Below are 23,281 nucleotides of genomic sequence, written 5' to 3' on the forward strand. Positions count from 1 at the left end.
AGTACGTTAGAGCGTCTTCATCTCGACCTTGCCGTCGTTGATCTCGATCAGATAGACGTTCGGCTGGCTCTGCCCGCTCTCCTTGCCTTCGGGGCCGGACTTGCGGAACACGATGTCGCCGTTCAGGCCCTTGATGTTGATGTCCCAGAACGCCGCCTTGATCGCAGCGGGCTCGGCCTTGCCGGCCTTCTCGATCGCGGCCGCGGCGGTGCGGATGCCGTCATAGCCGCGGAAGCTTTCGGTGCAGCCGGCGAACTCGAAGCCGCGCTTCTTCCATTCGGTGATGAAGTAGTTGGTGGCTTCCGGGTTCGGCGTCTTGTCCGGGAACCACGGCAGGAACGTGGTCAGATGCATGGTACCGTTGGCGGCAGCACCGGCCTGCGCGATGATCTGGTCCGGGTTCTGCGAGCCGCCGGTGGTGATGATGCGCTTCTTCAGGCCGAGCGCAGCGGCCTGCTTGAAGATCAGCGTGAGCTGGTCGACAGCGGTCGTGACGATCACAGTCTCGGAATCCGAGCTCTTGATCTTGGAGAGCTGGGCGCTCATGTCCTGCGCGCCCTGGTCCATGGTTTCGACCAGGCCGATGGTGATGCCCTTGTCCTTCATCATCTTGCTGAAGTCCTCGGCGGTGCCGCGGCCCCAGTCGTTGTTGATGACGAGGAAGTCCACCTTCTTCAGCGCGAGCTTGTCGACGATGCCCTTGAACGCGGCGGCCTCGACCGCCGAGGGCGGCGAGATGCGGAAGATGAAGGGATTGCCGGTCGTCGTAATCTTGCCCGAGGACGAGGTCTCCACCACCATCGGGGTCTCGTACTCCATCAGCTTCGGCATCACCGCGAGCGTCAGGCTCGAGCCCCAGGCGCCCATCAGCACCGGCACCTTGTCACTGGTGATAAGCTTTTCGGCGACGGCGGCGGCTTCCGTCGGGTTGCTCTTGTTGTCCTCGATGACGAGCTCGATCTTCTTGCCGAGAATGCCGCCCTTGGCGTTGATCTCGTCGGCGGCGATCTTGGCGCCATTGACGACGTAGGTGCCGGACGCCGCGAACGCGCCGGTGAGCGGCTCGTTGACGCCGATCTTGATGGTCTGCGCCCCTGCCGTGCCGCCGACCAGGGCCGTCGCCAGAGCGATTGTCCCAACCAGTCCGAGTGCTCGTGTCATGTTGTCTCTCCAAATCCCACGCTGTTGATGTCTAGCAGTTCAGACTTCGTCACTCTCCGGCGCCGGCACGCCGATCATTCCGCGCCACCTTTTCCGACGCGGCCAAACATGCGCGCCACCCGGGCGCGCAGAACGCCTGAAACAATCGACCAGCCACTGAGCTCCGCCGCAGCCGTCGGTTCAGACGGTGCACCGGACATGCGGCGATCGAGATTGCCCGCGAACTCCGCAACCAGGCGCTTGGCGAGATCGCGCACCAGGCCGGGCCGGCCGACCTGGGCCAGCATTCCCGTCAGCGTGTAGCCGATCGCGAGTTCAACGGCGGTCGCCGCGCCGCCTTCGAGCGGCAACAGGCGATAACGGATCTCACCTTGCGTCGCCGAATGGCTGCGCTGGTCGGTGCCGATGCCGACGATGCGCCCCGAGAGCGTTGCAGGATCGCGTTCGACCCGCGCTGCGCCCTCGAAGGACGCGGCGATCGGACCGAGCCTGACGCTGATCATCCCTTCCACGCGCTCCGGCCTTGGCGGCGCCGTCAGCGAGACGCCGGGAAGGCAGGCCGCGATGCCCGCGATATCGTCGAACATCGCAAACACCTTTGCCGGCGCGTGCGGCAGCGTGAAGCGTTGGTCGAGGACGGTTGCCGGCGTGAAGTCGGGAATTCTGACCGGTGCGGCACTCTCTGTTTCAGGCGCCAACGCCTGCCGCGCAGGCCCCGACTCGCTTGAGCTGGACGTCGCCCGCCCCGATCCGGCGGGCCCGAGGCTGGTCCGGCCGCCACCTGTCTGCGGCGCGATGTTGCGCGCGCGCCTCGCCTCGATCACGGACTGCACCGCCCTGACGATGCCGACATAGCCGGTGCAGCGGCAGAGATTGCCGCTGAGGCCGACGCGAATGCGCCGCTCGTCAGAATCCGGCAGACGCAGCACCAGGTCGCGCGCGGAAACCAGCATCCCCGGGGTGCAATAGCCGCATTGCAGGGCGTGTTCGCGGGTGAAGGCGGCGCGCAGCTCGGTCGTGACCTCGTCCTCGTCGAGGCCTTCGATGGTGGTGATATCGGCGCCCTCGCAGGCCACCGCATAGGTGATGCAGGAGCGCGCCGGCACGCCGTCGAGCAGCACGGTGCAGGCGCCGCAGACGCCGTGCTCGCAGCCGAGATGAGTGCCGGTCAGATCGAGCTTGTCGCGGACGAAATCGGCAAGGCTGGTGCGCGGCTCGGCCGGTAGCTCCACCGCACGGCGATTGACCTGAAGTGCGATCGTATTCATGCCGCGGCCTCCAGGACGGCGCGCTTCAGCACGCTGACATGGATATGGCGCTGGGTGGCGTCGTCGATGCCGGCCTTTGTGAGCAGCGCGTCGGCGACGCGGGCATCGAAGCGCTGCTTGTAGTCGGCCGCGATCCTGCCGCCGAACAACTCCGCGGCATCGGTGACGACGATCGGCGTCGTGTCGATCGCGCCGATCACGATTCGCGCCGAAGCGGCGGAAGGATCGACCAGCACCGCGCCGATGGCGTGGGCGAACTCGCCGGTCTTGCGGCAGCTCTTGGCATAGCCCCAATGGGCTGACGCCGCGCGCACCGGCACGTGGATCGCCTCGACAATCTCGCCCGCTTGCAGCGCGGATTCAAGGGCGCCGACAACAAAGGCCTCGATCGCCATCGTGCGTGCGCCGGCGAGACTGCGCAGCGTCACCCGCGCGCCCAGGGCCGCGAGCGAAGAAATCCAGTCCGCCGCGGGATCGGCGTGGCTGAGCGAGCCGCCGATGGTGCCGCGGTTGCGCACCGCGCGATAAGCGATGTTGGCTGCGACGGCGCGCATCGCGCCCCGGGTCACATCGGCCGTACGCCCATCCTCGATATCGGCATGGGTGACCAGGGCGCCGAGCACCAGTTCGCCACCGGATATTTCGGCACGCTTGAGCTCGGCAAGGCCGGAGATGTCCACGATCAGCTCCGGCTGCACCAGCCGCAGATTGAGCATCGGCCCGAGCGACTGGCCGCCGGCGATGATCTTTGCAAAACCGCTGCTTGCGGCCAGCATCGACAGAGCCGCATTGAGATCGCGCGGGCGCTCGTAGCGGAAAGGAGCCGGCTTCATGCCGCGCTCCTTTCGGCTGTGCGCGCCGCCAGCACGGCTTCGACGACACGGTGCGGCGTGATCGGCGACTGCATCAGCTCGACGCCGAGCGGGCGCAGCGCGTCGTTGACGGCGTTGGCAATCGCGGCCGGCGGCGCGATCGCACCGCCCTCGCCGATTCCCTTGACGCCGAACTGCGTATAGGGCGACGGCGTCTCCATGTGATCAAGACGCGCGGCGGGCACCTCGGTCGCGCCCGGCAGCAGATAATCGGCGAGCGTCGTCGCCAGCGGCTGGCCGGAGGCATCGAACGGCATCTCCTCGTAAAGGGCAGTGCCGATGCCTTGCGCGAGGCCGCCATAGATCTGGCCGTCAACGACGAGCGGATTGACCAGAACGCCGCCGTCCTCGACGATCACGTAGTCGAGGATCTCGACCTCGCCGACATCGGGGTCGACCGCGACCACGGCCGCATGCGCGGCGTAGCTGAAGGTGCCGCTGTCGCGCACCGGCTTGTAGCCCTGCGTCACTTCCAGCCCGCCGGGATCGACATCGGCCGGGAGATCCTGCGGGCGGCGATACCAGGTGTGCGCGATCGTTTGAATGCTGACGCTGCCATTGACGCCGCGCACCTCGCCGTTCTGCAACACCACCGAGGCCGGATCGTGTTGCAACAACTTGGCGCCGATGCGCAGCGCACGCTCGCCGAGTTCGCGGCAGGCGGTGGCGACCGCACCGCCCGCCATCACCATCGAGCGCGAACCCCAGGTGCCGGTCGAATAGGGCGTCATCGCGGTGTCGCCGAGGATGATGCGGATCTTTGCGACGTCGATGCCCAGCATCTCATGCGCGACCTGGGCCAGCGTCGTCTCCATGCCCTGCCCGTGCGAATGCACGCCGACGCGCAATTCGAGGCCACCGTCCGGCGTCAACCGCGCCGAGGCCTGCTCGTGGCCCGGGACCATCGGAATGCCCCAGCCGGAATAGACGGAGGTGCCGTGCGCGGCTTGCTCGCAATAGATGGAGACGCCGACGCCGATGCGGCGGCCATCGGTCTCGCCCTGGCTCTGTTTGGCGCGAATGGAAGCGATATCGATGGCAGCCAGCGCGCGACGCATCGCTTCCGGATAATCGCCGCTGTCAAAGTGCTTCCTGGTGATGTTGTCAAACGGCATTTCGTCCGGCAGCACCAGATTGCGCAGCCGCACCTCGCCGGGTTCAAGCCCGGCTTCGGCCGCCACGAGATCGAGCATCAGCTCCAGCGCAAAGCAGACGCCGGTGCGCGCGACGCCGCGATACGGCAGGATCGGACATTTGTTGGTGGCGACCGAGAAGGTGCGGCAGCGATAGGCCGGCATCTTGTACGGACCGGGCAGAATGCTCGCGACCTGCGCGGCTTCCAGACACGCCGAGAACGGATAGGACGAGTAGGCGCCGGAATCCACCGTCGCTTCGCAATCGATGCCACGCAGCGTACCGTCGCGGTCGGCATAGACCGTGATCTTGTAATGATGCTCGCGGCAATTGGAGCTGGCGACGAGATGCTCGCGGCGGTCCTCGGTCCAGCGCACGGGATGGCCGCGCTGCATCGTCAGCCAGGACAGGCAGACCTCTTCGGGCAGCAGAATTCCCTTGTGGCCAAAGCCGCCGCCGACATCCGGCGAGATGATGCGGATCTGGCCCTCTTCCATGCCGAGGCATTCGGCAAGCCCGCTGCGCGTGATGTGGGGCATCTGCGCCGCCGAATGCAGCGTGAGCTGATCGAGCCGACGCTCGAAGGTCGCAACCACGCCGCGCCCCTCCAGCGGCGACATGCATTGCCGCGCCGTCGAAATCTCGCGCGTCAGCTTGATCGGCGCGTCGAGCGCGGCGGAGATATCGACCTCGTAATTGGTCTCGAGGAAGACGTTGTCGCCCCAATGCTCGTGCACCAGCGCCGAGCCGGGCTCGCGCGCCTTCAGCATGTCGGTGATGGCGGGCAGCTCTTCCAGATCGAGCGTCACGGAGGCCGCGATGTCCTCGGCCTCGGCCCGCGTCGGCGCGAGGCACATGGCGACGAGCTCACCGACCTGGCGCACCTTGCCGGTGGCGAGCACCGGCTGCTCGGAGATCTTGAAGCCGGGAAGCCCCGAGACCGCGCGGATCGGCTTGATGCCGACGAGATCGGCTGCCGTGAACACGCTGCCGCGATAGCGTTCGGGCACGTGGATGCCGCGAATCCGCGCATGCGCCATCGGGCTGCGCACGAAGGCGACGTCCTGGAGGCCCGCGAGCCTGATGTCGGCGACATACTGGCCGCGGCCGCGCATCAGGCGGTCGTCCTCCTTCCGCGGCAGCCGCGCGCCCACGCCCTGCCCGGACTTGCCGTGAGGAAACTCTCGCTCGTTGCGCACCTCGGCGCCCTCCTTCACCGCGCGGCCTTACGCCGCGACGGCCTGCGGCAGGATCGGTGCGACCGCGTCGAAGCGCGTGCCGGCGCGCAGACAGAAGGCCGGCTGCAGCAGGCGCTCGGCGATCACCTCGTTCTTCTCGTTGTCGGTCAGAACGAAGCGGCCGTTCTTCTCGGAGAGCACGGAGACGTCGGCGTCCATGCCGACCCTGAGCGCGCCGATCTCGGCGCTGCGGCCGAGCATCTTGGCCGGATTGGAGGTGACCATGGGGACCACCTGCTCCAGCGACAGGCCGAGCGCCATCATCGAGCTCATCGCCTGGACCAGGCTGAATTTTGCCTGGCCGGCGAACGGATGGTTCTCCTCGTCCTCGTGCTGGTCCGGCGTCCCGGCCGGCGCGGGCACATGGGTGTTGTAGCCGTGAATGTCGGCGCCGAGCGTGGTCGGAATGATGCCGGCGGCGATCGCCTTCTTCGCGAGCCGGTAGGAGAAATGGCTGCCGTGGCCGACATCGACCTTCAGGCCACGGTCGAGCGCGGCCTGGATCACCGGATGCACCTCGCCCTCGCGGTTGACGAAGCCGCCGGGATGGCGCGTGAAGGGATGAGCGAGCACGTCGCCTTCGCGCAGCAGCGGGATCACGCGCGTGAGGATGGTGTCGGCATCCTCGCCATTGGCGCCGCTCTCGGGCAGGCCCCACAGCTGGCCGAAATGCACATAGACCGGCAGATCGGCACGCTTGCCGATCTCCGCCGCCATCTCGATGACGCGGATGCCCCAGCGCGCGAAGCCGCCGATCTCGGCGTGGGCCTTGATGCCGCGCACGATGTCGAGATTGGCCGTCGCCGCCTTGACGGTCGCGTCGATGTCGACGCCGTCGGGGCTGTAGAGCTGCGGATAGAAGTGTCCCTCAAGCCCGCCAACGAGATAGGCCGACAGGAAGGCGTAGACGCGCGTATGGGACGGCTCGGCGATGAAATGACGAAAGCCCGGCAGCGTCATGCAGGACGGGCCACCCTGGTCGATCACCGTCGTCACACCCGACTCCACGCCGACCATGTCGGGGTTCATGCCGAAACGTCCCGAGACATATTGATAGACATGCGCATGGGTGTCGATCAGCCCGGGCAGCACCAGCTTGCCGCCGACATCGACGACCTCCTTCGCGCTGGTCGGCAGGATATCCGCCGCGACGGCCGCGATCTTGCCATTGCGGATGGCGACGTCCCTGAGACCGTCCACGCCCGAGGCCGGGCAGATCACCCGGCCGCCTTGCAGCAAGAGATCGAAGCTGGCAGTGACGGACATGGCGCTCTCCTCTATCTCTCGCCCAGGCGGCTCGCCGCCCGAATTACGAAGCATGCTTCGTATTTTACAAAAGCAAGCTTCGTGCCATGATCTGGCGGTGGCGAGCGCGTTCGAATCGAGCTAAGCGCGTCGGAGTTTTGGGTTGGGAGAGCGTGCATTGCGGCAAGCACAGAAGCGTCGCAGCGGGGCCAAGGGGGCTAGGCATCGCCCCTGGCCATTGTCGCAACGTCCCGGCTATCTGATCCGGCGGCTGCATCAGATTCACGTCGCGCTGTTTCAGGATGCCTGCGGCGCGTTCGAGGTCACGCCGCTGCAATACAGCCTGCTCTCGGCGCTGGCGGTGCGCGAAACCGCCGATCAGACCACTTTGGCGGCCGATATCGCCCTCGACCGGACCACGACAACAGGCGCATTGAAGCGGCTCGCCGCGCGACATCTGGTCGAGCGCGCCGTCAACAAGGACGATCGCCGCGCGCGTCTGTGCCGGTTGACGCCTGAGGGCGCCGCCCTATTGGTCAAGATCGAGGGCGCGGCGCGGCAGGCGCATCGCGCGACGCTTGGCGATTTGAGCGAGCGGGAACAGGCGCTCTTCATCGAAATGATGCAGCGCATCGTCGCCGGCAACCCAACTCGCGACAGCGCCGCTGCCCTATTCGATTAGCGGCTGCTGCTGCAGTTTTAAGTGGGGCTGCTCAATTTATCATCGCACCGCTGCCCGGCTGAGCGACCTCCTCCGCCTTTTGCCGGCAAGCTCAAACGGACCAACACTGCCGCAAACTTGCAGAGGCGAGCCGGCGCGTGAGGTCGGAGCGCGCTTGAAATTTCAAGTGCAATCCGGCGCGAGGCGCGTTCCCTCCGGTATCGGCGCACGCCCTTGTTCCAGCGGCTTCACGACCAATGGCACGATTTATGCTGCGATGATGCGAAGCGTGCTTCGTATTGGGGGATGTCATGACGGATTCCGAACTTCGCGCTGATATTCACAGCATTGAACCAATTCCGGATGCGGACCGGGACTCGACCGGCCCGCAGCAGATGTGGATCTGGGCCGGCGCCAACATCGCGCCGGTCAACTGGGCGCTCGGTGCGCTCGGCATCATTCTGAAACTCGGCCTGATGGAGACGATCGCGGTCATCGTGCTCGGCAACATCGTGGGCTGCGCGATCTTCGCGACCTTCACGGTGATGGGGCACAAGACCGGCGTCAACCAGATGGTCTTGAGCCGCTCCGCCTTCGGCGTCCGCGGCGCCTATTTGCCCAGCATCCTGATGTTCGTGATGACGCTGGGCTGGATCGGCGTGAACACCTACTTCCCGGTGAAGGTCTCGATGGGCATCCTCGGCCAGTTCGGCATGCCCGACACCTGGTTCATCGAGATCGTCGTCATCACGCTGGTGATGGCCGTCCAGGTGCTGATCGGCATCTACGGCTTCTATGCGATCCGCACCTTCGAGAAATACACCGTGCCGCCCACCATCGCCATCATGGTGCTGATGAGCGTATTGGCGTGGACGCGTCCCGGCGTCGTCAACTGGGGTCTCACCACCTCGCTGCCGCCGGGCGCGCATCTGGCGATGCTGACCCTGCTGATGACCGCGATCGGCGTCGGCTGGGGTATTTCCTGGGTGACCTGGGCCTCCGACTATTCGCGCTTCGTGCCGCGCAACGTGTCGTCGAAATCCGTGTTCTGGTACAGCTATATCGGCATGTTCGTGCCGACGGTCTGGCTCGGCATTCTCGGCGCGACCATCGCCTCGACGACGCTGGACACCGATCCCGCCAAGATGGTGAGCGCGGTGTTCGGCGGACCGGTCAGCATCCTCGTGCTCTTGATGGTGCTGCACGGCCCGATCGCCACCAACATCCTCAACGTCTATTCGGCGACGCTGGCTGCCCTGAGCGCGGGGCTGAAATTCTCGCGCTTCTGGCTCACCGTCATCGTCGGCGTCGCCGGTTATCTGGTCACGCTGTACTTCATCTTCGCGCCGTCCTTTGCGAAGGCGTTCGACAACTGGATGATCAGCCTCCTGCTGTGGATGAGCCCGTGGGCCGGTGTGGTGCTGGCGGACTTCTTCATCAAGCGGAAAGGCAAGATCGAGGTCGCCGAGCTCTATCGTTCGCCCGAGACCAGCGCCTATGGCGACATCAACTGGGCCGGCATGATCGCCTTCTTCGCGGGCCTCGTCGCCGGATGGCTGGTCGAAGACGGCCTTGTCGGCGCGCTCCAGGGGCCGATCTCGACCAACCTGCTCGGCGGCGCCGATCTGAGCTGGCTGTTCGGCATCGGGGTTGCGGGCCTCGTCTATCTCGGGCTCGGCAAGCTCGTGACGTCGCCCTCCTCGATCGTTGCCAGCAGCGCAGGCAGGTAGCGGCTGATACATCGATGGACCATTTTCTGCGATCCACACCCGGCAACGTCCAGTGGGGACTCTGGGATGGACGGCTGAAACCGGTGCTCCGGATTGTATCCGGAGACCGGGTGACCATCGAGACGCTCTCGGGCGAACCGGACGATCTGCCCGATCCGTCGCTCGGCTATGATAGCGTTCCCGGACATGCGGAGGTGCTCGCCAGCGCCTTCCGCGGTCCGGGGCCGCATCTCCTCACCGGTCCCGTCGCCATCGAGGGCGCCGAGCCCGGCGACGTGCTCGAAGTGCGCGTCCTCGACATCCAGCTGCGCTGCAATTGGGGCTGGAACATCCAGGTGCCGACGCTCGGCACCCTGCCGGAGGATTTCCCGGAGTTCCGCCGCATCCACATTCCGCTCGACCGCGCGCGCAACATCGCAAAACTGCCCTGGGGGCAGGAGCTGCCGCTCTCCCCCTTCTTCGGCAATTTCGGTGTCGCGCCGCCGCTCGCCTGGGGCCGGCTGTCCTCGAAGGAGCCGCGCGCATTCGGAGGCAACATGGACAACAAGGAGCTCGGCGCCGGCAGCACGCTGTATTTTCCGGTGTTCGTGCCGGGCGCATTGTTCTCCGCCGGCGACGGTCACGCGCTGCAGGGCGACGGCGAAGTCTGTCTGACCGCGATCGAGGCCGCACTGACAGGCACCTTCGAATTCCACATCCGCCGCGATCTCAAGCTCTCCTCCCCGCGCGCCGAGACGGCGTCGGACTGGATCACCATGGGCTTTGACGAGGATCTCGACGATGCCGCCAAGGCCGCGCTGCGCGACATGATCGCGCTGATCCGCGAGCACAGCGGCCTCAGCGCGCAGGATGCCTATACGCTCTGCTCGATCGCCGCGGACCTCAGGGTCACACAGCTGGTCGATGGCAACAAGGGCATTCACTGCGTGCTGGCGAAGTCCCGCATGCCCCTGAAGCAAATCTAGGCCCGATCGCTCCAGACCGCGTCGATCTCGACGATGCCGGCGGCTTCGAACAGGCTCTTCATCCCCGCCACGTCGTAAAGCGTCTGCCCCTCATCGAGCCGCCGCTTGATCTCGGCCTCCTTCGCCACCCGCGCCTCGGCATTGCGAACGGCGGCCTCGACCTGAGCAGGCGGGATCGCCATGACGCCGTCGGCATCGCCGACGATCAGGTCGCCGGGATTGACGGTCACGCCCGATACGACCACGGGCACATTGACCGCGCCGGGGCCGCGCTTGCCGGGATAGGACACCGAGATGCAGGAGGCGAACACCGGAAACGCCATCTCGGTGATTTGCAGGGAATCCCGCATCGCGCCGTCGATCACGGCGCCGCCGAGTTTCCTGATCCGGCTGTAGTAGGTTGCGATCTCGCCCCACAGCGCGCCCTGCGGCGAGCCGCCATTGGTCAGCACGAGAATGTCCCCGGGCGCTGCGACCCGGAAGGCGGCATGCAGCATGAGATTGTCGCCGGGAAAGTTGAACGAGGTGATCGCCTGGCCGCAGATCCGGGCCGTCGGGAACAGCGCGCGCATCTGCGGCTGCATCAGGCATTGCCGCCCGACCACCGCGCCCAATCCCTCATGCAGATCGGCGACATTGATGCGGTTGGCGCGCGCGACAAGCGCGGGATCGAGCCGGGGAATTCGTGTGTAGACGACTGATTGCATTGTGATGTCCTTTCGAAGGTGGGAATGGTCTCGTCAGCGGCGATAGCGTGTCATTGGGCAACCGCCGGCGCGCCGAGCTGCGTCGAAACCATTGTGCTGAGAACGCGCCTGACGGTTGCGAGATCGCTGTCCGGGATGCCCTGGAACAGGATCGCTTCGTTGGCGCGCGCATGGGCCACGATTGCGCGAAGACGCTCCTCGCCCGCCGCGGTCAGACGAATGCGGCCGTGATCGTCGACGGCCACGAGCCCCAGCGACACGACCGATTCGAGAAGGCTGCGGCTGGCGCCGAAATCGAGGAACAGCTCCGGCATCAACGCATCGAGCGTGCGATCAGGTGATGTCGCCGCGGCACGCAGCAGCCGCGCCTGCATCAGCGTGAGGCCGAGCCCTTCCGTCTGCCGTCCCTGCTCCAGCCGCGAGGCAATGCTGCTGTAGGCGCGGATCATCAGGTTGGACAGCACGCGCTCCTCGCTGCCGTCGGACCGGTCCGCGCTTCCGCCGGCGAAAGCGCGCATATCGGGATGCTCGGCCGAGACAGCATAGCCTCCCTTGACGAACAGCAGCGGCCGCCGATCGTGACGATGGTAGCGCACGACCTCGCCGATCAGGATGAGATGATCGCCGCCATCGAGGGTCTGGCGGCAGACACATTCGAATGAGGCGGCGACGCCAGCGAGCAGCGGCGCAGCGCCCTCGCCTGCATCGCAGTCGAGATCCCCAAACTTGTCCGGTCCCGATCGCGCAAAACGCTGCGACAGCTCGATCTGATCTTCGGCAAGGACGTTCACGGCAAAGTGGGAGCACGCCGCGAAGGCGGCAAAACTCTTGCTCTCGCGGCGGATCGACCACAGCACCAGCGGCGGATCGAGCGAGACCGAGGTGAACGAGTTCGATGTCAGGCCGAAGCGCTCGCCGCCCGTCGATGTCGAGATGACAGTGACGCCGGTTGCGAATTCGGCGAGACTGCGCCGAAAGCCTTCCATCTCGACACGGGGGTCTCCACTCTCGATCGGCAATCTCATTGGCAACTCCGTTCAGCCCGATCAGCCATCACACCGTGGTCACGCGGATCTGGATTCCCCGCCGCAGCGACTGGCGATCGACGGTTGCAGCGATCCATTCTGAAAAGCGACGCCGCAGCTCGCTGAGCAGCCATTGCGCGGCCGGCCCGGGCGGCTGCTCGATCTTGTGTACGGCATAGAGCGGAAACCGCAGCGGCTCGCCATTGTGCGCGGCGAGCTTCAATTCCACGAGCTCGCCGGAATCCAGATAGGATTGCGCAAGATGGGTTGGCATCGCGCACCAGCCAAAGCCGTTACGGACGAAATCGAGCCGGCTGAACTGGTCGATGAAGCTCCAGGTATGCGTTCCCATCACCACGCCGCGGTAACGCTTGGTGCGGTCGACCATGGTCAGCTGGATGTGCTCTTCCAGCGCGGCTTGCGGAATCAATCCCTCGATCGCCGCCAGCGGGTGCCGGGACGAGGCCACCAGCGAGATCGGCACGTCGCCGAGAAATTCCATCTGGAAACCCGGCATGCCATCCAGCGCGGTGGAGTAGATCGCGAGCCGCGCGTTACCTTCGAACAGCGACTGCTCCGGCGCCCCGAGGCCTTCGGCGAGCAGGTTCACCGATACGAGCGGAAAACGTTCCCGAAACGCGCGCAGGCTCTCGATCAGCACCGGGCTCGGAAAGACCTGCTCGATCGAGAGACTGATCTCCGGCTCGGCCACGGTCGCCATGTTCTTCGCACGCGCCCGCAGCGCATCCGTGCTGATGACGATCCGGCGCGCATCCTGGACGATCGCCTCGCCCGCATCCGTCAGCCGGGGCAGCTTGCTCGAGCGGTCGAACAGCTTGAGCTCGAGCGCGTCCTCGAGCGACTGGATCGATTGACTGACGGCCGACTGGACACGATTGACCTTGCGCGCGGCCGCAGAGAAATTGCCGCAGTCCGCGACCGCGATCAGCATCTGGAGTTGGTCCAGCGTCACCCTGGAGAGCATGTTCCACCTAGCCCAATGAGTTGAATCGGGCCGCGCAGGCCCTCTCATCAGGTCAATGAAACGATCCGCCCGGCTCATCATCATTATATCTGATGATTGCGTAATGCATCCGCCTTGATCGCGTCGATCAGGCGTTGGTCGAGCAGATGGCGGGACGGCATGGAGCATGTCGGCTATCCGAACCCGTAGAGACGGGCAGGATTGTCGGAAAGGATGGCCTGACGCACCGCCGGATCAGGCGCCCAGGCCAGGAGCAGATCCAGCAGGTCGGCGTCGTCAGGCATGGTCTCCGCCGTCTCGGTCGGATGCGGCCAGTCCGATCCCCATAGCAGGCGGCCCGTCCCCTGCCGAACCAGGGCCTGCGCGATCGGCGCGACGTCCCTGTATTCGGGCCCGCTCGCGTGCGCGATGTGATAGGCCCCCGACAGCTTGACGTAGACATTGTCGCGCACAGCCAGACGGAGCAGCGACTGGACGGCCGGGTGCTCCACCGCGAGCGGCCGGGCGTAGCGGCCCATATGGTCGATCACCACGGTGCAGGGCAAGCGCGCGATCAGCGCCTCATGATCGAGAAATTCCAGCCCGTCGAATTGAATCTGAAGGTGCCAGCCGGTGCCGCGGATGCGCTCGGCCATCACGGGCACGTCAGACCATTCGGTGAGGCTGCCCCGCATCTGGTGGTAACGCAGGCCCCGCGCACCGCTTTGCCAGAGCCTGTCGAGCTCGCTGTCGGCGACATCGGTCGGCACCGTCACGACCGCCCGCGCGCCGGGACCGAACGCTGCGACCGAATCCAGCGTGCAGCGATTGTCGAAGCCGTAGGTGACGGGCTGGACGATGATCGTGCGCTGCAAGCCGAGCCGTGCCTGCACCTTGCGATAATCATCGACGCTGAAATCGGGTGGAAACAGCCAGGCTTTTGACGAGGCCGGATACGCCCTGCTGTAGATGTGCATATGGGTGTCGCAGGCCCCATTGGGAGCCTGGAGCTTGGGAGTTCGTGGTGTTGATTTGTCAGGCATCTCGAAAGCACCGATCGCGGCGCAGAGCGCGCGATCCCCTCCTCAGTTCATGAAATTGTCGCGCAGGGTGTCGCCGTCATAGTCGGTTCGGAACACGCCTCTTGCCTGCAGGAGCGGGACGACCTCGTCGACGAAGTTCTCGATACTTCGGATGTTGGTCGTCGGCGTGATGTTGAAGCCATGACAGCCGCTCGTGCGCCAGAGATGCTCGAGCTGATCGGCGACCTGCTCCGGCGTGCCGACCAGTTGCGGCATGCCGGCCGTCGCCCCGAACACGCGCGCCGCGTCGCGCGCGGTCGCATTGCCGTCGCCGGTCATGTTCGCCAGCGCCATCAGCATGCCGCGCGAGGCGTCGGTGGTGTTGGCCGCAAGCGGCGTGTCGAGATCGATCCTGCTGAAATCGATGCCGAGCGTGCCGGACATCCGGCTGAGCGCGGCATCGAGCGGGATGCGCTCGAAGATCTCGGCCTGGCGGCGCTTCGCCTCGGCCTCGGTGCCGCCGAGCACGCATTGAATGCCGAACACCACTTTTGGCGGCTCGGCCCGCCCCTGCGATGTCGAGGAGTCCTTGAGCTTGTCGACGAAATTCTTCATCGACTCCACCCGCGCCTGGATCGAGAAGACGACATCGCTGTGCTTGAGCGCGAATTCCTGGCCGCGGCCCGACGAGCCCGCCTGAAACAGCACGGGACGGCCCTGCGCCGACGGCAGCGTCGGCGGCACGGTGTGGCAGCGGTAGTGCGCGCCCTTGAAATCGACCACCGCGACCTTGGCCGGATCGGCGAACTTGCCGCTCTGCCGGTCGGCAAGGACGGCGCCGGACTGAATCCCGTTCCACAGCGCGTGACAGATCTCCATGTATTCGTCGGCCTGGTCGTAGCGCTTGTCGTGCTCGATCTGATCGAGGCCGAGCGCGCGATGCTCGCCGCGCAGATGCCCCGACACGATGTTCCAGCCGACGCGCCCGCCGCTGAGATAGTCCAGCGTCGAGAGCCGGCGCACCGTGTGGTAGGGATGCGTCCCCGCCGTCGACAGCGTGACGGCGAGCCCGAGATGCCGGGTCTCCGCCAGCATCACGCCGAGCAAGGCCATGGGGTCGTGGCAGGGCCAAGTGACGCCGTAACGGACATAGTCTTCAAAACTGTCCTTGTAGCGCTCCATGCCTCCAGGCGTGTCGGCGAAGAACGCCGCGTCGAACCGGCCGCGTTCCAGCGTCCGTGCGAGGCGCTTCCAGTGCTCGAACGTCTGCATGCCCTCCACGCGATCGTCCTCGGGATCGGCCCAGCTCAGTGCCGTATGGTTGATCGGGCTGTGCATGTAGAAGCCGATCAGGTGCATGCGTTTGGTCACGTCGTTCCTCTCGTTCTCGAAGCGGTGTTCGCCGCGTTCGCTAAATCGGAATGAGGTTGGAGTTGAATCAAGCACCCGCGAGCTCGGTGCACCTCTCCCGCTTGCGGGAGAGGTCGGCGCAACACGCCGGGTGAGGGCTCTCTCCTCTTGGGGTTCTCGATTGCGGAGATACCCTCTCCCCGACCCTCCCCCGCAAGCGAGGGAGGGAGCGCACCTGCCTCGTTGCCGCATTTGAACCCAATCTCATCATGCTTTAGTTTCGTCCCATGCGGGGATCCAGCAGGTCGAGCAGGCTGTCCGGCCCCGCCTTGTCCACGTCGATCCAGCCGAGCTGTCCCATCAGCAGGCTCATCTCCTGCCGCATGATGTCGATGACCTTGCAGGCGCCGGTCTCGCCGGCCGCGGCGACACCGAACATCGCGGGACGACCGAAGAACGCGGCCCTGGCGCCGAGACACAAAGCCTTTGCAACGTCGCTGCCACGGCGGAAGCCGCTGTCGATCAGAACCTCCATGCGGCCGCCGACCGCATCGGCGATCGCAGGCAACATGTCGATCGAGCCCGGCGCGCTGTCGAGTTGCCGTCCGCCATGGTTCGACACCATCACGCCATTCGCGCCGCACTCGAGGCATTTCAGCGCGTCGGCCGGATGCATCACACCCTTGACGACCAGCGGGCCGTCCCAGGCCTTTCGGACCTGCTCGAGGATCGACCATGTCTGCGCCGGCGCCGGCGTCTGTTCGCCGTAGAGGTCGGCGATCGCATTGGCGTTCGCGCCCTCCGGCGCATAGGGCCGCCAGTTCTCCATCATCGGGATTCCGCCCTTGGTGAGATAGCGCCAGGTCCAGCCCGGCCGGCTCAATCCCTGCAGGATCACCGACGGCGTCATCTTCATCGGCCGGCGAAAACCGTTGCGCACATTGCGCTCGCGCTTGCCCATGACAGGCGTATCGATCGTCATCAGCAGCACCCGCACGCCGAGCGCCTTGGCGCGGCGCACCAGGTCGAGCGTGATGTGGGGATCACGCGTGCCGTAGATCTGGAACCACGTCGTCTTGGGCGCGAGCGCCATCGCCGCCTCGATGGAATCGCAGCTCGCGCTCGACATGATGTAGGGAATCTCGAAGCGCGCCGCCGCACGCGCGAGCATCAGATCGGCGCCGGGGCGGAAGAATCCGGCAATGCCCATCGGCGAGATTCCGAACGGGCTGGCATAGTCTTGGCCGAACAGATTGACGGACTGCCGACGCTTTTCGACGTCGACCAGATAGCGCGGCAGCAGCTTGTAGCGGTCGAACGCGACGCGATTGCGCGCGAGCCCTGCTTCACCGTCCACGCCGCCGTCGATGAAGTCGAAAGCGATCCGCGGCAGGCGTTTGCGCGCGAGCGTCCTGATGTCGTCGAAGTTTATGGCGTGTTCGAGTTGCATGAATTCTTGTCGGCTCACCTTGATGCGCGGAATCGACTGATCGATTTCCGGCCATTATTCGTCGATCGCCGCATGACAGAGAATTGGCCAAATTTTGATACTGACCATCAGTCGGCGTGATGATGTCGCACGCAATTCTGCGGGCGCAGCAAAGCGGCGCGCGGCGAACGTCGCGCGCGTCAACTCTTCGAAGACGACTCGTCTCAGCCCATGCGTGTCGGCAGGAACAAGGCGATCTCCGGCCAGACCGCGAGCATGAACAACAGCACCAGCATGATCAGATGGAACGGGATCGTTCCCATCACGACTTCGCTGAGCTTGCCGTCCCAGATGCTCTGGATGACGAAAAGATTGATGCCGATCGGCGGTGATATCTGCCCGAGCTCGATGAACATCACGAGCATGACGCCGAACCAGATCGGATCGACGCCGTACTGGACGAGCACCGGATACAGCAGCGGCACCGTGATCACGATCATGCCGAGGCTTTCAACCAGGCAGCCAAGCACCGTGTAGAGGACGAAGACCGCGATGAAGAACTCGACCTTGCTCAGGTGCAGGCCGACGACGAAGGCGGTGACGTCATCGCCGACGCCGGCATAGCTGATCGCATAGGAAAACAGGAAGGCGGCATAGACGATGAACAGGATGTTGCCGACCACCTCGACCGTCCGGTGCATCGCGGCGACGAATTTCGGCCAGGTCAGCTCGCCCCAGATGGCAGAGATCGCGATGCCGAACAGGCAACCGATCGCCGCCGCCTCGGTCGGCGTCGCGAGCCCCGAATAGATGCTGCCGAGAATGAACGCGATCAGGATCGCGAAGGGCAGGACGTCGACCAGCGCGCCCGTGATCCCGGCGATGCTGCGCGTCAACACCTCCGCAGGCGCCGCGCTTGGCCTGATGGTGGTGTAGACGGCGATGTAGGCCATGAACATCGCGGTCAGGATCAATCCCGGGATCACGCCGGCCATGAACAGCTTGGCGACCGAGGTCTCGCTGAAGGTGCCGTAGACGATCATCGCGATGCTCGGCGGGAACAGGATGCCGAGCGTGCCGCCGGCCGCGAGCGATCCGGCGGAGAGCCGGCGATCATATTTGCGCTGGCCGAGTTGCGGCAGCGCGACGCTGCCGATCGAGGCCGCGGTCGCGATGCTGGAGCCGCTGATCGCGGCGAACACCGCGCAGCCCGCGATGTTGGTCTGGAGCAGGCCGCCGGGAATGCGGGCGACCAGAACCGACAGGCCGCGATAGATCCGAAAGCTCAGTCCGCTCTTTTGCATGATTTCGGCGAGCAGGATGAAGAGCGGGATGGCGGTCAGGGTAAAGCTGTCCATGCTGCCCCAGCTGACGAGGCCGAGCCCGTTGAAGGCATCGAAGCCGTTCTGCATGAACAGATAGACCGCGGCGGGAATCGCGATGGCGAACGGCACTTGCATGCCGAGACCGAGCAGCGACAGGAACACCGCGAACGCGACGATGAGTTGGAGACCCGCGCTCATTGGCCATGGCTCCGACGGTTTGCGGCCCCGAGCCAGCGGATGTCCGCTCGAATCGCCCTGATCAGCGAAGTGCAGAGAGCTGCGGTGCCAAGCGGCATGATGGCCTGCGGAATCCACAGCGGCGTGCCGAGAATGGTCGCGGCGAAATCGCCGCCGTCGAAGCTGCGCAAGACCAGGCGAAGCAGCTGCCAGAGCAGCAGCAGGCTGAAGGCGAGCGCGATCGCATCGAAGATCAGCTTGCGCAGGGCGTGACCGCGTTCGCCGAGCCTGTTGTCGATGAATTCCACCTTGTGGAACGCACCGCTGACGAAACAGGTCGACAGGCTCAGGAACGAGACGGCGACGAGGAGATAGCCGCCGAGCTCGTCGGCAGACTGAAGCGAGACGCCGAACAGGTTTCTCAGGACGACCTCGGCCGCGACCATGACCATCATGGAGACGATGGCGAGCTCGCAGAGCCAGCGGCACAGCCGCTCGATCCATCCCTCGGCGACTTGCGAGGGCTCGGCCTCGACGGCGTGTCCGGCGTCGAGGCGCTGCGGTTGGGGAGATGTCAGCATGCCCTCAGCGTCCCAGAGCCTTGCGCACCTGGTCCAGCAGCTCGGCCGCCTCGGGCCCCTGCCCCTTCGCCCAGTCGGCGTAGTAGGGCTTGATCTTCTGACCGGCCTCCTCGATCTCCGCGGCGGGCGGCGTGGTCGATGTCATCTGCGCGGCAAGCTTCTGGGTGAGGTCCTGATCCTCGGAGGCCATCGCCTTGGTGGTCTTATCGGCGATCTCGCGGATCGTGTCCTGCACCACCGTCTGGACGGACGGCGACAACCGGTCCCAGGCTTTCTTGTTCACCAGCAGCAGCGAAGAGACATAGCCGAGGTTCAGCCGATAATTGTACTTGAAGAGATCGCGCCAGACATAGCCGTAGCCGGAGCTTGCGGTGATCGCGCCGTCAACGACGCCGCGATCGATCGCGGCGGGGACCTCGGCCGTTCCCAGCGTCACCGGCGAGCCGCCCATCTTCTTGATGAACTCGCCCTGGTCGGGCGAGATCACCCTGATCTTCTGGCCCTGGATGTCTTTAAGTGACTTGAGCTCCTTCCGCGACCAGATCACCTGCTCCGGAAACACGTATTGGCCGACCACGACGATGCCGCGCTTGGCATAGGCTTCGCTGAGGGCCGGCGCGAGGATGGCCGACACCTTCTCGTATTCGGCGGGATTGTGGACCAGCATGGGCAGGCGCACCACCGCGCCGACCGGCACGCTGCCGAGGAAGAACGCGTCATCCCCCAATTGGACAATGTTGTCGGCGACGGCCTGGGTGATGTCGGTCGCCTTGATCTGGAGCGTGCCGCCCAGATGCAGCTTGATCTTCAGCTCGCCATTGGTGCGCTTGCCGATCTCGTCGAACAGTTCGGCGAGGCCCTTGGCGGCAGTAACCGTTGCGACCGAATTGTAAGTGTAGGCATTCCACGTCTGGCCAGCCGTACCAGGGGTCGTCTGCGTCGCCAGGAAGGAGAGCGCCAGCAGGGTTGCTGCTGCGAAATCCGCAAGCCGTCGTGCCATTTCCATCCCTAAGGTTGATGTTATTCTTTTGTATTACCGGGACGTGCCGCCCCTGGCCTGGCGCCGCGGCAGAATGATCTTGCCGAGACGCCATTGCGTTTTGTTAGCACAAGGCTTTCCGGCCCGATTGGGCATTTTCCTGATGGCATCCATCGGCCGGAATGATGCATCGCGCGGCGATTTGCCGCTTATTCCGATGAACGGCACAGGCGCGACCGGCGGGCTGGGGCGGCCCTATCGACGACCGACTTCTCGCGGGGATGCGATGCGGTCAGCAGAGCGATTGGGCGGCGACGTCTTCGCAGGTCAGGAATGCAACACCGTCGAGCCCGCGCAGCCAGCTCAGCAGACCGTCGAGCGCCGCCACACGGCTTGCCCGCGCGCTGCCGTAGTCGCTGCGCGGATGCAAGGTCAGCGCGATCAGGCAGCGCTCGCGATGCATGGCCTCGATCTCCTCGCGCCACATCTTCATGACGCGATCATGGGTCTGGCGCTGGCCGTAGAGCGTCGCGTCGATCAGGATCTCCGCATGCGGCACCTCGACCATGCCGCGGCCGCCATCGGCGTCGAGCCGGTACGGATGGTCGTCGTCCTGGAAGCTGGAATCATAGCGATAGCCGAGGTCGGCGAGGTGTCCGAGCGTGCGCTCGGTGAGGCGGCCATGCGGCGCGCGAAAGCCGCGCGGCGCTCGTCCGGCGATCCGCGACAGCGTCGCATGCGTGCGCTCCAGCAACCCCCGCTCGTCGATCCCTGCCGCGTCCATCTCTTCCATTGCCCAGCCATGCGCGGCGATCTCGTGGCCGCGGCCGGCGAGTGCTGCGACATAGGCGGGATTGGCCTCTGCCTCGGCGCCGGGAACGAACACGGTGGATCTGATGCCGTGGCGATCGAGCAGGCCGAACAGACGTTCGCAGCCGACCGCATAGGCGTATTTTCCGTAGGACGCGCGCCCGAACAGCGCGTCCTCGCCGAGTTGGGTCCGCTCGACCGTCTTGCCCTGGAGGTTGACGGTGACGACGACGGGAATGATCGGCTTGCTCATTGTCCGCTCCAGTCCCGCCGCCAGTCGGACGGTTGCTTCAGGCACCATTCCGCCAGCTCCAGCATTCCGACGAAGCGCACGCCGTCGTGGCGCTTGGCGTATTTGATCAGCCCCTCGACTGCCGCGACACGCGCGGGCGAGCCGGAGCCGTAGCCGACGCGCGGGTGGAAGGTCAGATTGTAATAGCCGCCCTCGGCGTAGATGGCGTCGAACTCCTGCTCCCAATGCGTCAGCACTTCCGACGGCGGCGTGTAGCTGACGCGGTAGAACGGGAAATCGTCCAGGCTCGAAGTGTTGTTGGGCAGGCAGACATAGTCACTGCGCTCCTCGCCGTCGTAGCGGGCGAGATACGGCAGGTCGAAATCCTTGTCGCTGGAATCGTAGACATAGCCGAGCTCGCGGAGCTTGCGCAGCGTCCGCGCGGTCTTGTGCCCGGACGGCGAGCGCCATCCGCGCGGCGCGATGCCGGTGATCTCCGTGAGCAGCCGGTGCGTCCGCTCCAGCAGCTCCGGCTCGGCATCGCCGGGGTCGGTGCCCTCGTGGAAATAGCCGTGGGAGCCGATCTCGATGCCGGAACGCGAGATGTCGCGGACGAGATCGGGGCTCTCCTCGGCGTCATAGCCGGAGACATAGAACGTCCAGGGCACGTCGTGCCGCGTGAACATGTCGACGAAGCGCGGGATGCCGCATTTGGCGGAGTAGCGGCCGTGCGAGCGCGCGCCGAGCGGCAATTGCCCGCGGCCACGCTCCAGCGAGGTGCCGTCGAAATCGAGCGTGAGGCCGACCACGCAACGCGCGCCGTCCGGCCAGGCATGCTGCCTGCGCTGGGCAAGGGAGATCATCTGACAACCTCGACATTCCAGAAGCGTGGCTTACGGCCGGCCCATGGCGCATAACCGCGCACCTTGGGCGAGACCGCCGAGACATTGACGCCGGAACTCCACACGATCATCGGCGCATCATCGACGAACAGCTTGTGGAGCGCGTCGAACAGAGGCTGACGCGCCTCGGGCGCAGACGTCTCCATCAGCTTGCCGAGCAGCTCGATCGCGTCACGATTGCTCCAGACGCGATCTGGCTGCGCGGCCTTGTCGCCGATGAAACGGTCGAGGCCGAAGGCCGGATCGAGATAGGGCGTGTAGTTCCATACCATCAGCTGATAGTCGCCCTTGTTGTAGCGGCTGAGCTGGGTCGCGAACTCGACGACCTCGACGGTGAGGTTGAGGCCGGCCTGCTGTGCCATCGCCTGCGCCAGCACGGCAACGTCGTTCATGACGGGAAAGCGCGAATTGGTCGTGATCCTGATCGGCTCGCCCTTGTAGCCCGCCTCCGTCAACAGCTTCTTTGCGCGCACGATGTCGAGACCGACACCCGCCTGCTCCACCGCACCATAGTAACGGCTCGAGAGCGGCACCAGAGAGGTGCTCGGCTTGGCGTAGCCGTCGGTCAGGCTGTCGCTCATGCTGGGATAATCGAGCGAGGCGGCAATCGCCGCCCGGATGCGCTTGTCCTTGAGCAGCGGATCGTTGGTCTGCATCACAATCGCGTTCAGCGAGGCGACCGGGGCCGAGCTGATCACGAGCCCCGCCGATTTCAGCTCGCCTGCGAATTTCGGATCGGCCGAGGGCCAGAGATCGAGACTACCGGATTGGATCGCCGCCTTCGCCGCCGCCGGATCGGGCACGATGGACAGCCTGACACGATCGACCTTGGCCAGCTTGGCGCCAGCGAGACCGTCGGCCGGCTCGACGCGCGCGGCATAGGCCTCGTTGCGCGCAAGCTCGATGAACTGGCCGCGCCGCCATTCGGCGAGCTTGAACGGGCCGGTGCCGATCGCCTTCTGCCAGGCGCCATCGGCACCGACCGAGTCCGGATGCGCGATGCCGGTGCCGTCGCAATCGGCCCGCGCCATTGTGCTGAGGAAGGCGCCGCTCGGCTCTGCGAGACGGAACACGATCTGCTCGGGCGATGGCGCCGTGATCTCGGCGATCTTGATCTTGCGCGTGCCATCAAAGTTGGTCCGGCACGACCAGCCGGATTTCGGATCGAGGAAGCGCTCCCAGGTCCACGCCACCTCGCGCGAGGTCAACGGCGCGCCGTTATGAAAGGTCACACCCTCGCGCAGCGTAAAGGTGTAGGTGCGGCCATCCGAGGAGGTCTCGATGGCCTTGGCCAGCATCGGGGCGACGGTGCCATCGGCGCGCCAGGCGACGAGGCCTTCATAGATCTGCTGGAGCACGAGGCCGGTGTTGTCGTCGGGGCTGTTGCCCGGCATCAGGCCGCGAATGTCGGTCGTGACCATGCTGCGCAGGACGCTCTCGGCGCGGGCCGCGGACAGCGACACGAGCATCAGACACAACGCAACGACAAAGCGCTTCATACGCA

At 65.5% G+C, this 23,281-nt stretch carries 20 protein-coding genes; 3 read left to right on the forward strand and 17 right to left on the reverse strand.

Annotated features, from left to right (window positions below; genetic code table 11):
- Window positions 1-6: 6 nt before the first annotated feature.
- The 5 genes from PMI42_RS28145 to PMI42_RS28165 form a co-directional block, all read right to left on the reverse strand.
- Window positions 7-1,161, reverse strand: coding sequence for an ABC transporter substrate-binding protein (locus PMI42_RS28145; protein WP_008140618.1), 1,155 nt, complete (start codon window positions 1,159-1,161; stop codon window positions 7-9).
- Between the two features lie 74 nt (window positions 1,162-1,235).
- Window positions 1,236-2,429: a xanthine dehydrogenase family Fe-S subunit gene (locus tag PMI42_RS28150; protein ID WP_008140621.1), complete on the reverse strand. Its 1,194-nt coding sequence runs from the start codon at window positions 2,427-2,429 to the stop codon at window positions 1,236-1,238.
- Window positions 2,426-3,262, reverse strand: a complete 837-nt coding sequence (locus PMI42_RS28155; RefSeq protein ID WP_008140623.1) for an FAD binding domain-containing protein — start codon at window positions 3,260-3,262, stop codon at window positions 2,426-2,428. The genes PMI42_RS28150 and PMI42_RS28155 overlap by 4 nt, the downstream gene beginning before the upstream one ends.
- Window positions 3,259-5,652: a xanthine dehydrogenase family protein molybdopterin-binding subunit gene (locus PMI42_RS28160; RefSeq protein ID WP_008140626.1), complete on the reverse strand. Its 2,394-nt coding sequence runs from the start codon at window positions 5,650-5,652 to the stop codon at window positions 3,259-3,261. The genes PMI42_RS28155 and PMI42_RS28160 overlap by 4 nt, the downstream gene beginning before the upstream one ends.
- Before the next feature lie 9 nt (window positions 5,653-5,661).
- Complete coding sequence (locus PMI42_RS28165) at window positions 5,662-6,939, reverse strand: amidohydrolase/deacetylase family metallohydrolase (RefSeq protein ID WP_008140628.1); 1,278 nt, start codon at window positions 6,937-6,939, stop codon at window positions 5,662-5,664.
- Window positions 6,940-7,156: 217 nt separating this feature from the next.
- Here PMI42_RS28165 and PMI42_RS28170 point away from each other — a divergent pair, with 217 nt between their 5' ends.
- The 3 genes from PMI42_RS28170 (at window position 7,157) to PMI42_RS28180 (ending at window position 10,274) form a co-directional block, all read left to right on the forward strand.
- Window positions 7,157-7,600: a MarR family winged helix-turn-helix transcriptional regulator gene (locus PMI42_RS28170; RefSeq protein ID WP_081502960.1), complete on the forward strand. Its 444-nt coding sequence runs from the start codon at window positions 7,157-7,159 to the stop codon at window positions 7,598-7,600.
- 290 nt (window positions 7,601-7,890) lie between these two features.
- A complete protein-coding gene (locus tag PMI42_RS28175) occupies window positions 7,891-9,309 on the forward strand; it encodes a cytosine permease (RefSeq protein ID WP_008140631.1) in 1,419 nt (472 codons plus the stop codon).
- A gap of 14 nt (window positions 9,310-9,323) precedes the next feature.
- Entirely contained in the window at window positions 9,324-10,274 is a 951-nt protein-coding gene (locus PMI42_RS28180; RefSeq protein ID WP_035966857.1) for an acetamidase/formamidase family protein, read from the forward strand.
- Here the strand turns inward: PMI42_RS28180 and PMI42_RS28185 are convergent.
- From PMI42_RS28185 to PMI42_RS28240, 12 genes are all read right to left on the reverse strand, one after another.
- Window positions 10,271-10,981, reverse strand: a complete 711-nt coding sequence (locus PMI42_RS28185; protein ID WP_008140636.1) for an RraA family protein — start codon at window positions 10,979-10,981, stop codon at window positions 10,271-10,273. The genes PMI42_RS28180 and PMI42_RS28185 overlap by 4 nt on opposite strands.
- Window positions 10,982-11,031: 50 nt before the next feature.
- Window positions 11,032-12,006 (reverse strand): flavin reductase, encoded by a 975-nt coding sequence (locus PMI42_RS28190; protein WP_008140639.1) that lies wholly within the window; start codon window positions 12,004-12,006, stop codon window positions 11,032-11,034.
- A 28-nt stretch (window positions 12,007-12,034) separates the two neighbouring features.
- On the reverse strand, window positions 12,035-13,075 hold the full coding sequence (locus PMI42_RS28195) for a LysR family transcriptional regulator (protein ID WP_162137426.1): 1,041 nt from the start codon (window positions 13,073-13,075) through the stop codon (window positions 12,035-12,037).
- A gap of 89 nt (window positions 13,076-13,164) precedes the next feature.
- Window positions 13,165-13,947: an amidohydrolase family protein gene (locus PMI42_RS28200; RefSeq protein ID WP_008140642.1), complete on the reverse strand. Its 783-nt coding sequence runs from the start codon at window positions 13,945-13,947 to the stop codon at window positions 13,165-13,167.
- A 108-nt stretch (window positions 13,948-14,055) separates the two neighbouring features.
- Window positions 14,056-15,363, reverse strand: a complete 1,308-nt coding sequence (locus tag PMI42_RS28205; protein WP_008140645.1) for an NtaA/DmoA family FMN-dependent monooxygenase — start codon at window positions 15,361-15,363, stop codon at window positions 14,056-14,058.
- Window positions 15,364-15,616: 253 nt separating this feature from the next.
- Window positions 15,617-16,792 carry an alpha-hydroxy acid oxidase gene (locus tag PMI42_RS28210; RefSeq protein ID WP_008140647.1) on the reverse strand — a complete coding sequence of 392 codons (1,176 nt, stop codon included), beginning with the start codon at window positions 16,790-16,792 and terminating at the stop codon, window positions 15,617-15,619.
- A 203-nt stretch (window positions 16,793-16,995) separates the two neighbouring features.
- Window positions 16,996-18,294, reverse strand: a complete 1,299-nt coding sequence (locus PMI42_RS28215; protein WP_008140649.1) for a TRAP transporter large permease — start codon at window positions 18,292-18,294, stop codon at window positions 16,996-16,998.
- The gene (locus PMI42_RS28220; RefSeq protein ID WP_008140651.1) at window positions 18,291-18,854 is read right to left on the reverse strand and encodes a TRAP transporter small permease; all 564 of its coding nucleotides are present in this window, start codon (window positions 18,852-18,854) and stop codon (window positions 18,291-18,293) included. The genes PMI42_RS28215 and PMI42_RS28220 overlap by 4 nt, the downstream gene beginning before the upstream one ends.
- A 4-nt stretch (window positions 18,855-18,858) precedes the next feature.
- Window positions 18,859-19,854: a TRAP transporter substrate-binding protein DctP gene (gene dctP / locus PMI42_RS28225; protein ID WP_008140654.1), complete on the reverse strand. Its 996-nt coding sequence runs from the start codon at window positions 19,852-19,854 to the stop codon at window positions 18,859-18,861.
- A 271-nt stretch (window positions 19,855-20,125) separates the two neighbouring features.
- The gene (locus PMI42_RS28230; RefSeq protein WP_008140655.1) at window positions 20,126-20,896 is read right to left on the reverse strand and encodes a polysaccharide deacetylase family protein; all 771 of its coding nucleotides are present in this window, start codon (window positions 20,894-20,896) and stop codon (window positions 20,126-20,128) included.
- Window positions 20,893-21,738 (reverse strand): polysaccharide deacetylase family protein, encoded by an 846-nt coding sequence (locus PMI42_RS28235; RefSeq protein WP_008140657.1) that lies wholly within the window; start codon window positions 21,736-21,738, stop codon window positions 20,893-20,895. The genes PMI42_RS28230 and PMI42_RS28235 overlap by 4 nt, the downstream gene beginning before the upstream one ends.
- Window positions 21,735-23,276, reverse strand: a complete 1,542-nt coding sequence (locus PMI42_RS28240) for an ABC transporter substrate-binding protein (RefSeq protein ID WP_008140659.1) — start codon at window positions 23,274-23,276, stop codon at window positions 21,735-21,737. Before PMI42_RS28240 ends, PMI42_RS28235 begins: the two co-directional genes overlap by 4 nt.
- Window positions 23,277-23,281: the final 5 nt, after the last annotated feature.

It is taken from the genome of Bradyrhizobium sp. YR681, from assembly GCF_000282615.1.
Taxonomy (GTDB): Bacteria; Pseudomonadota; Alphaproteobacteria; order Rhizobiales; family Xanthobacteraceae; genus Bradyrhizobium.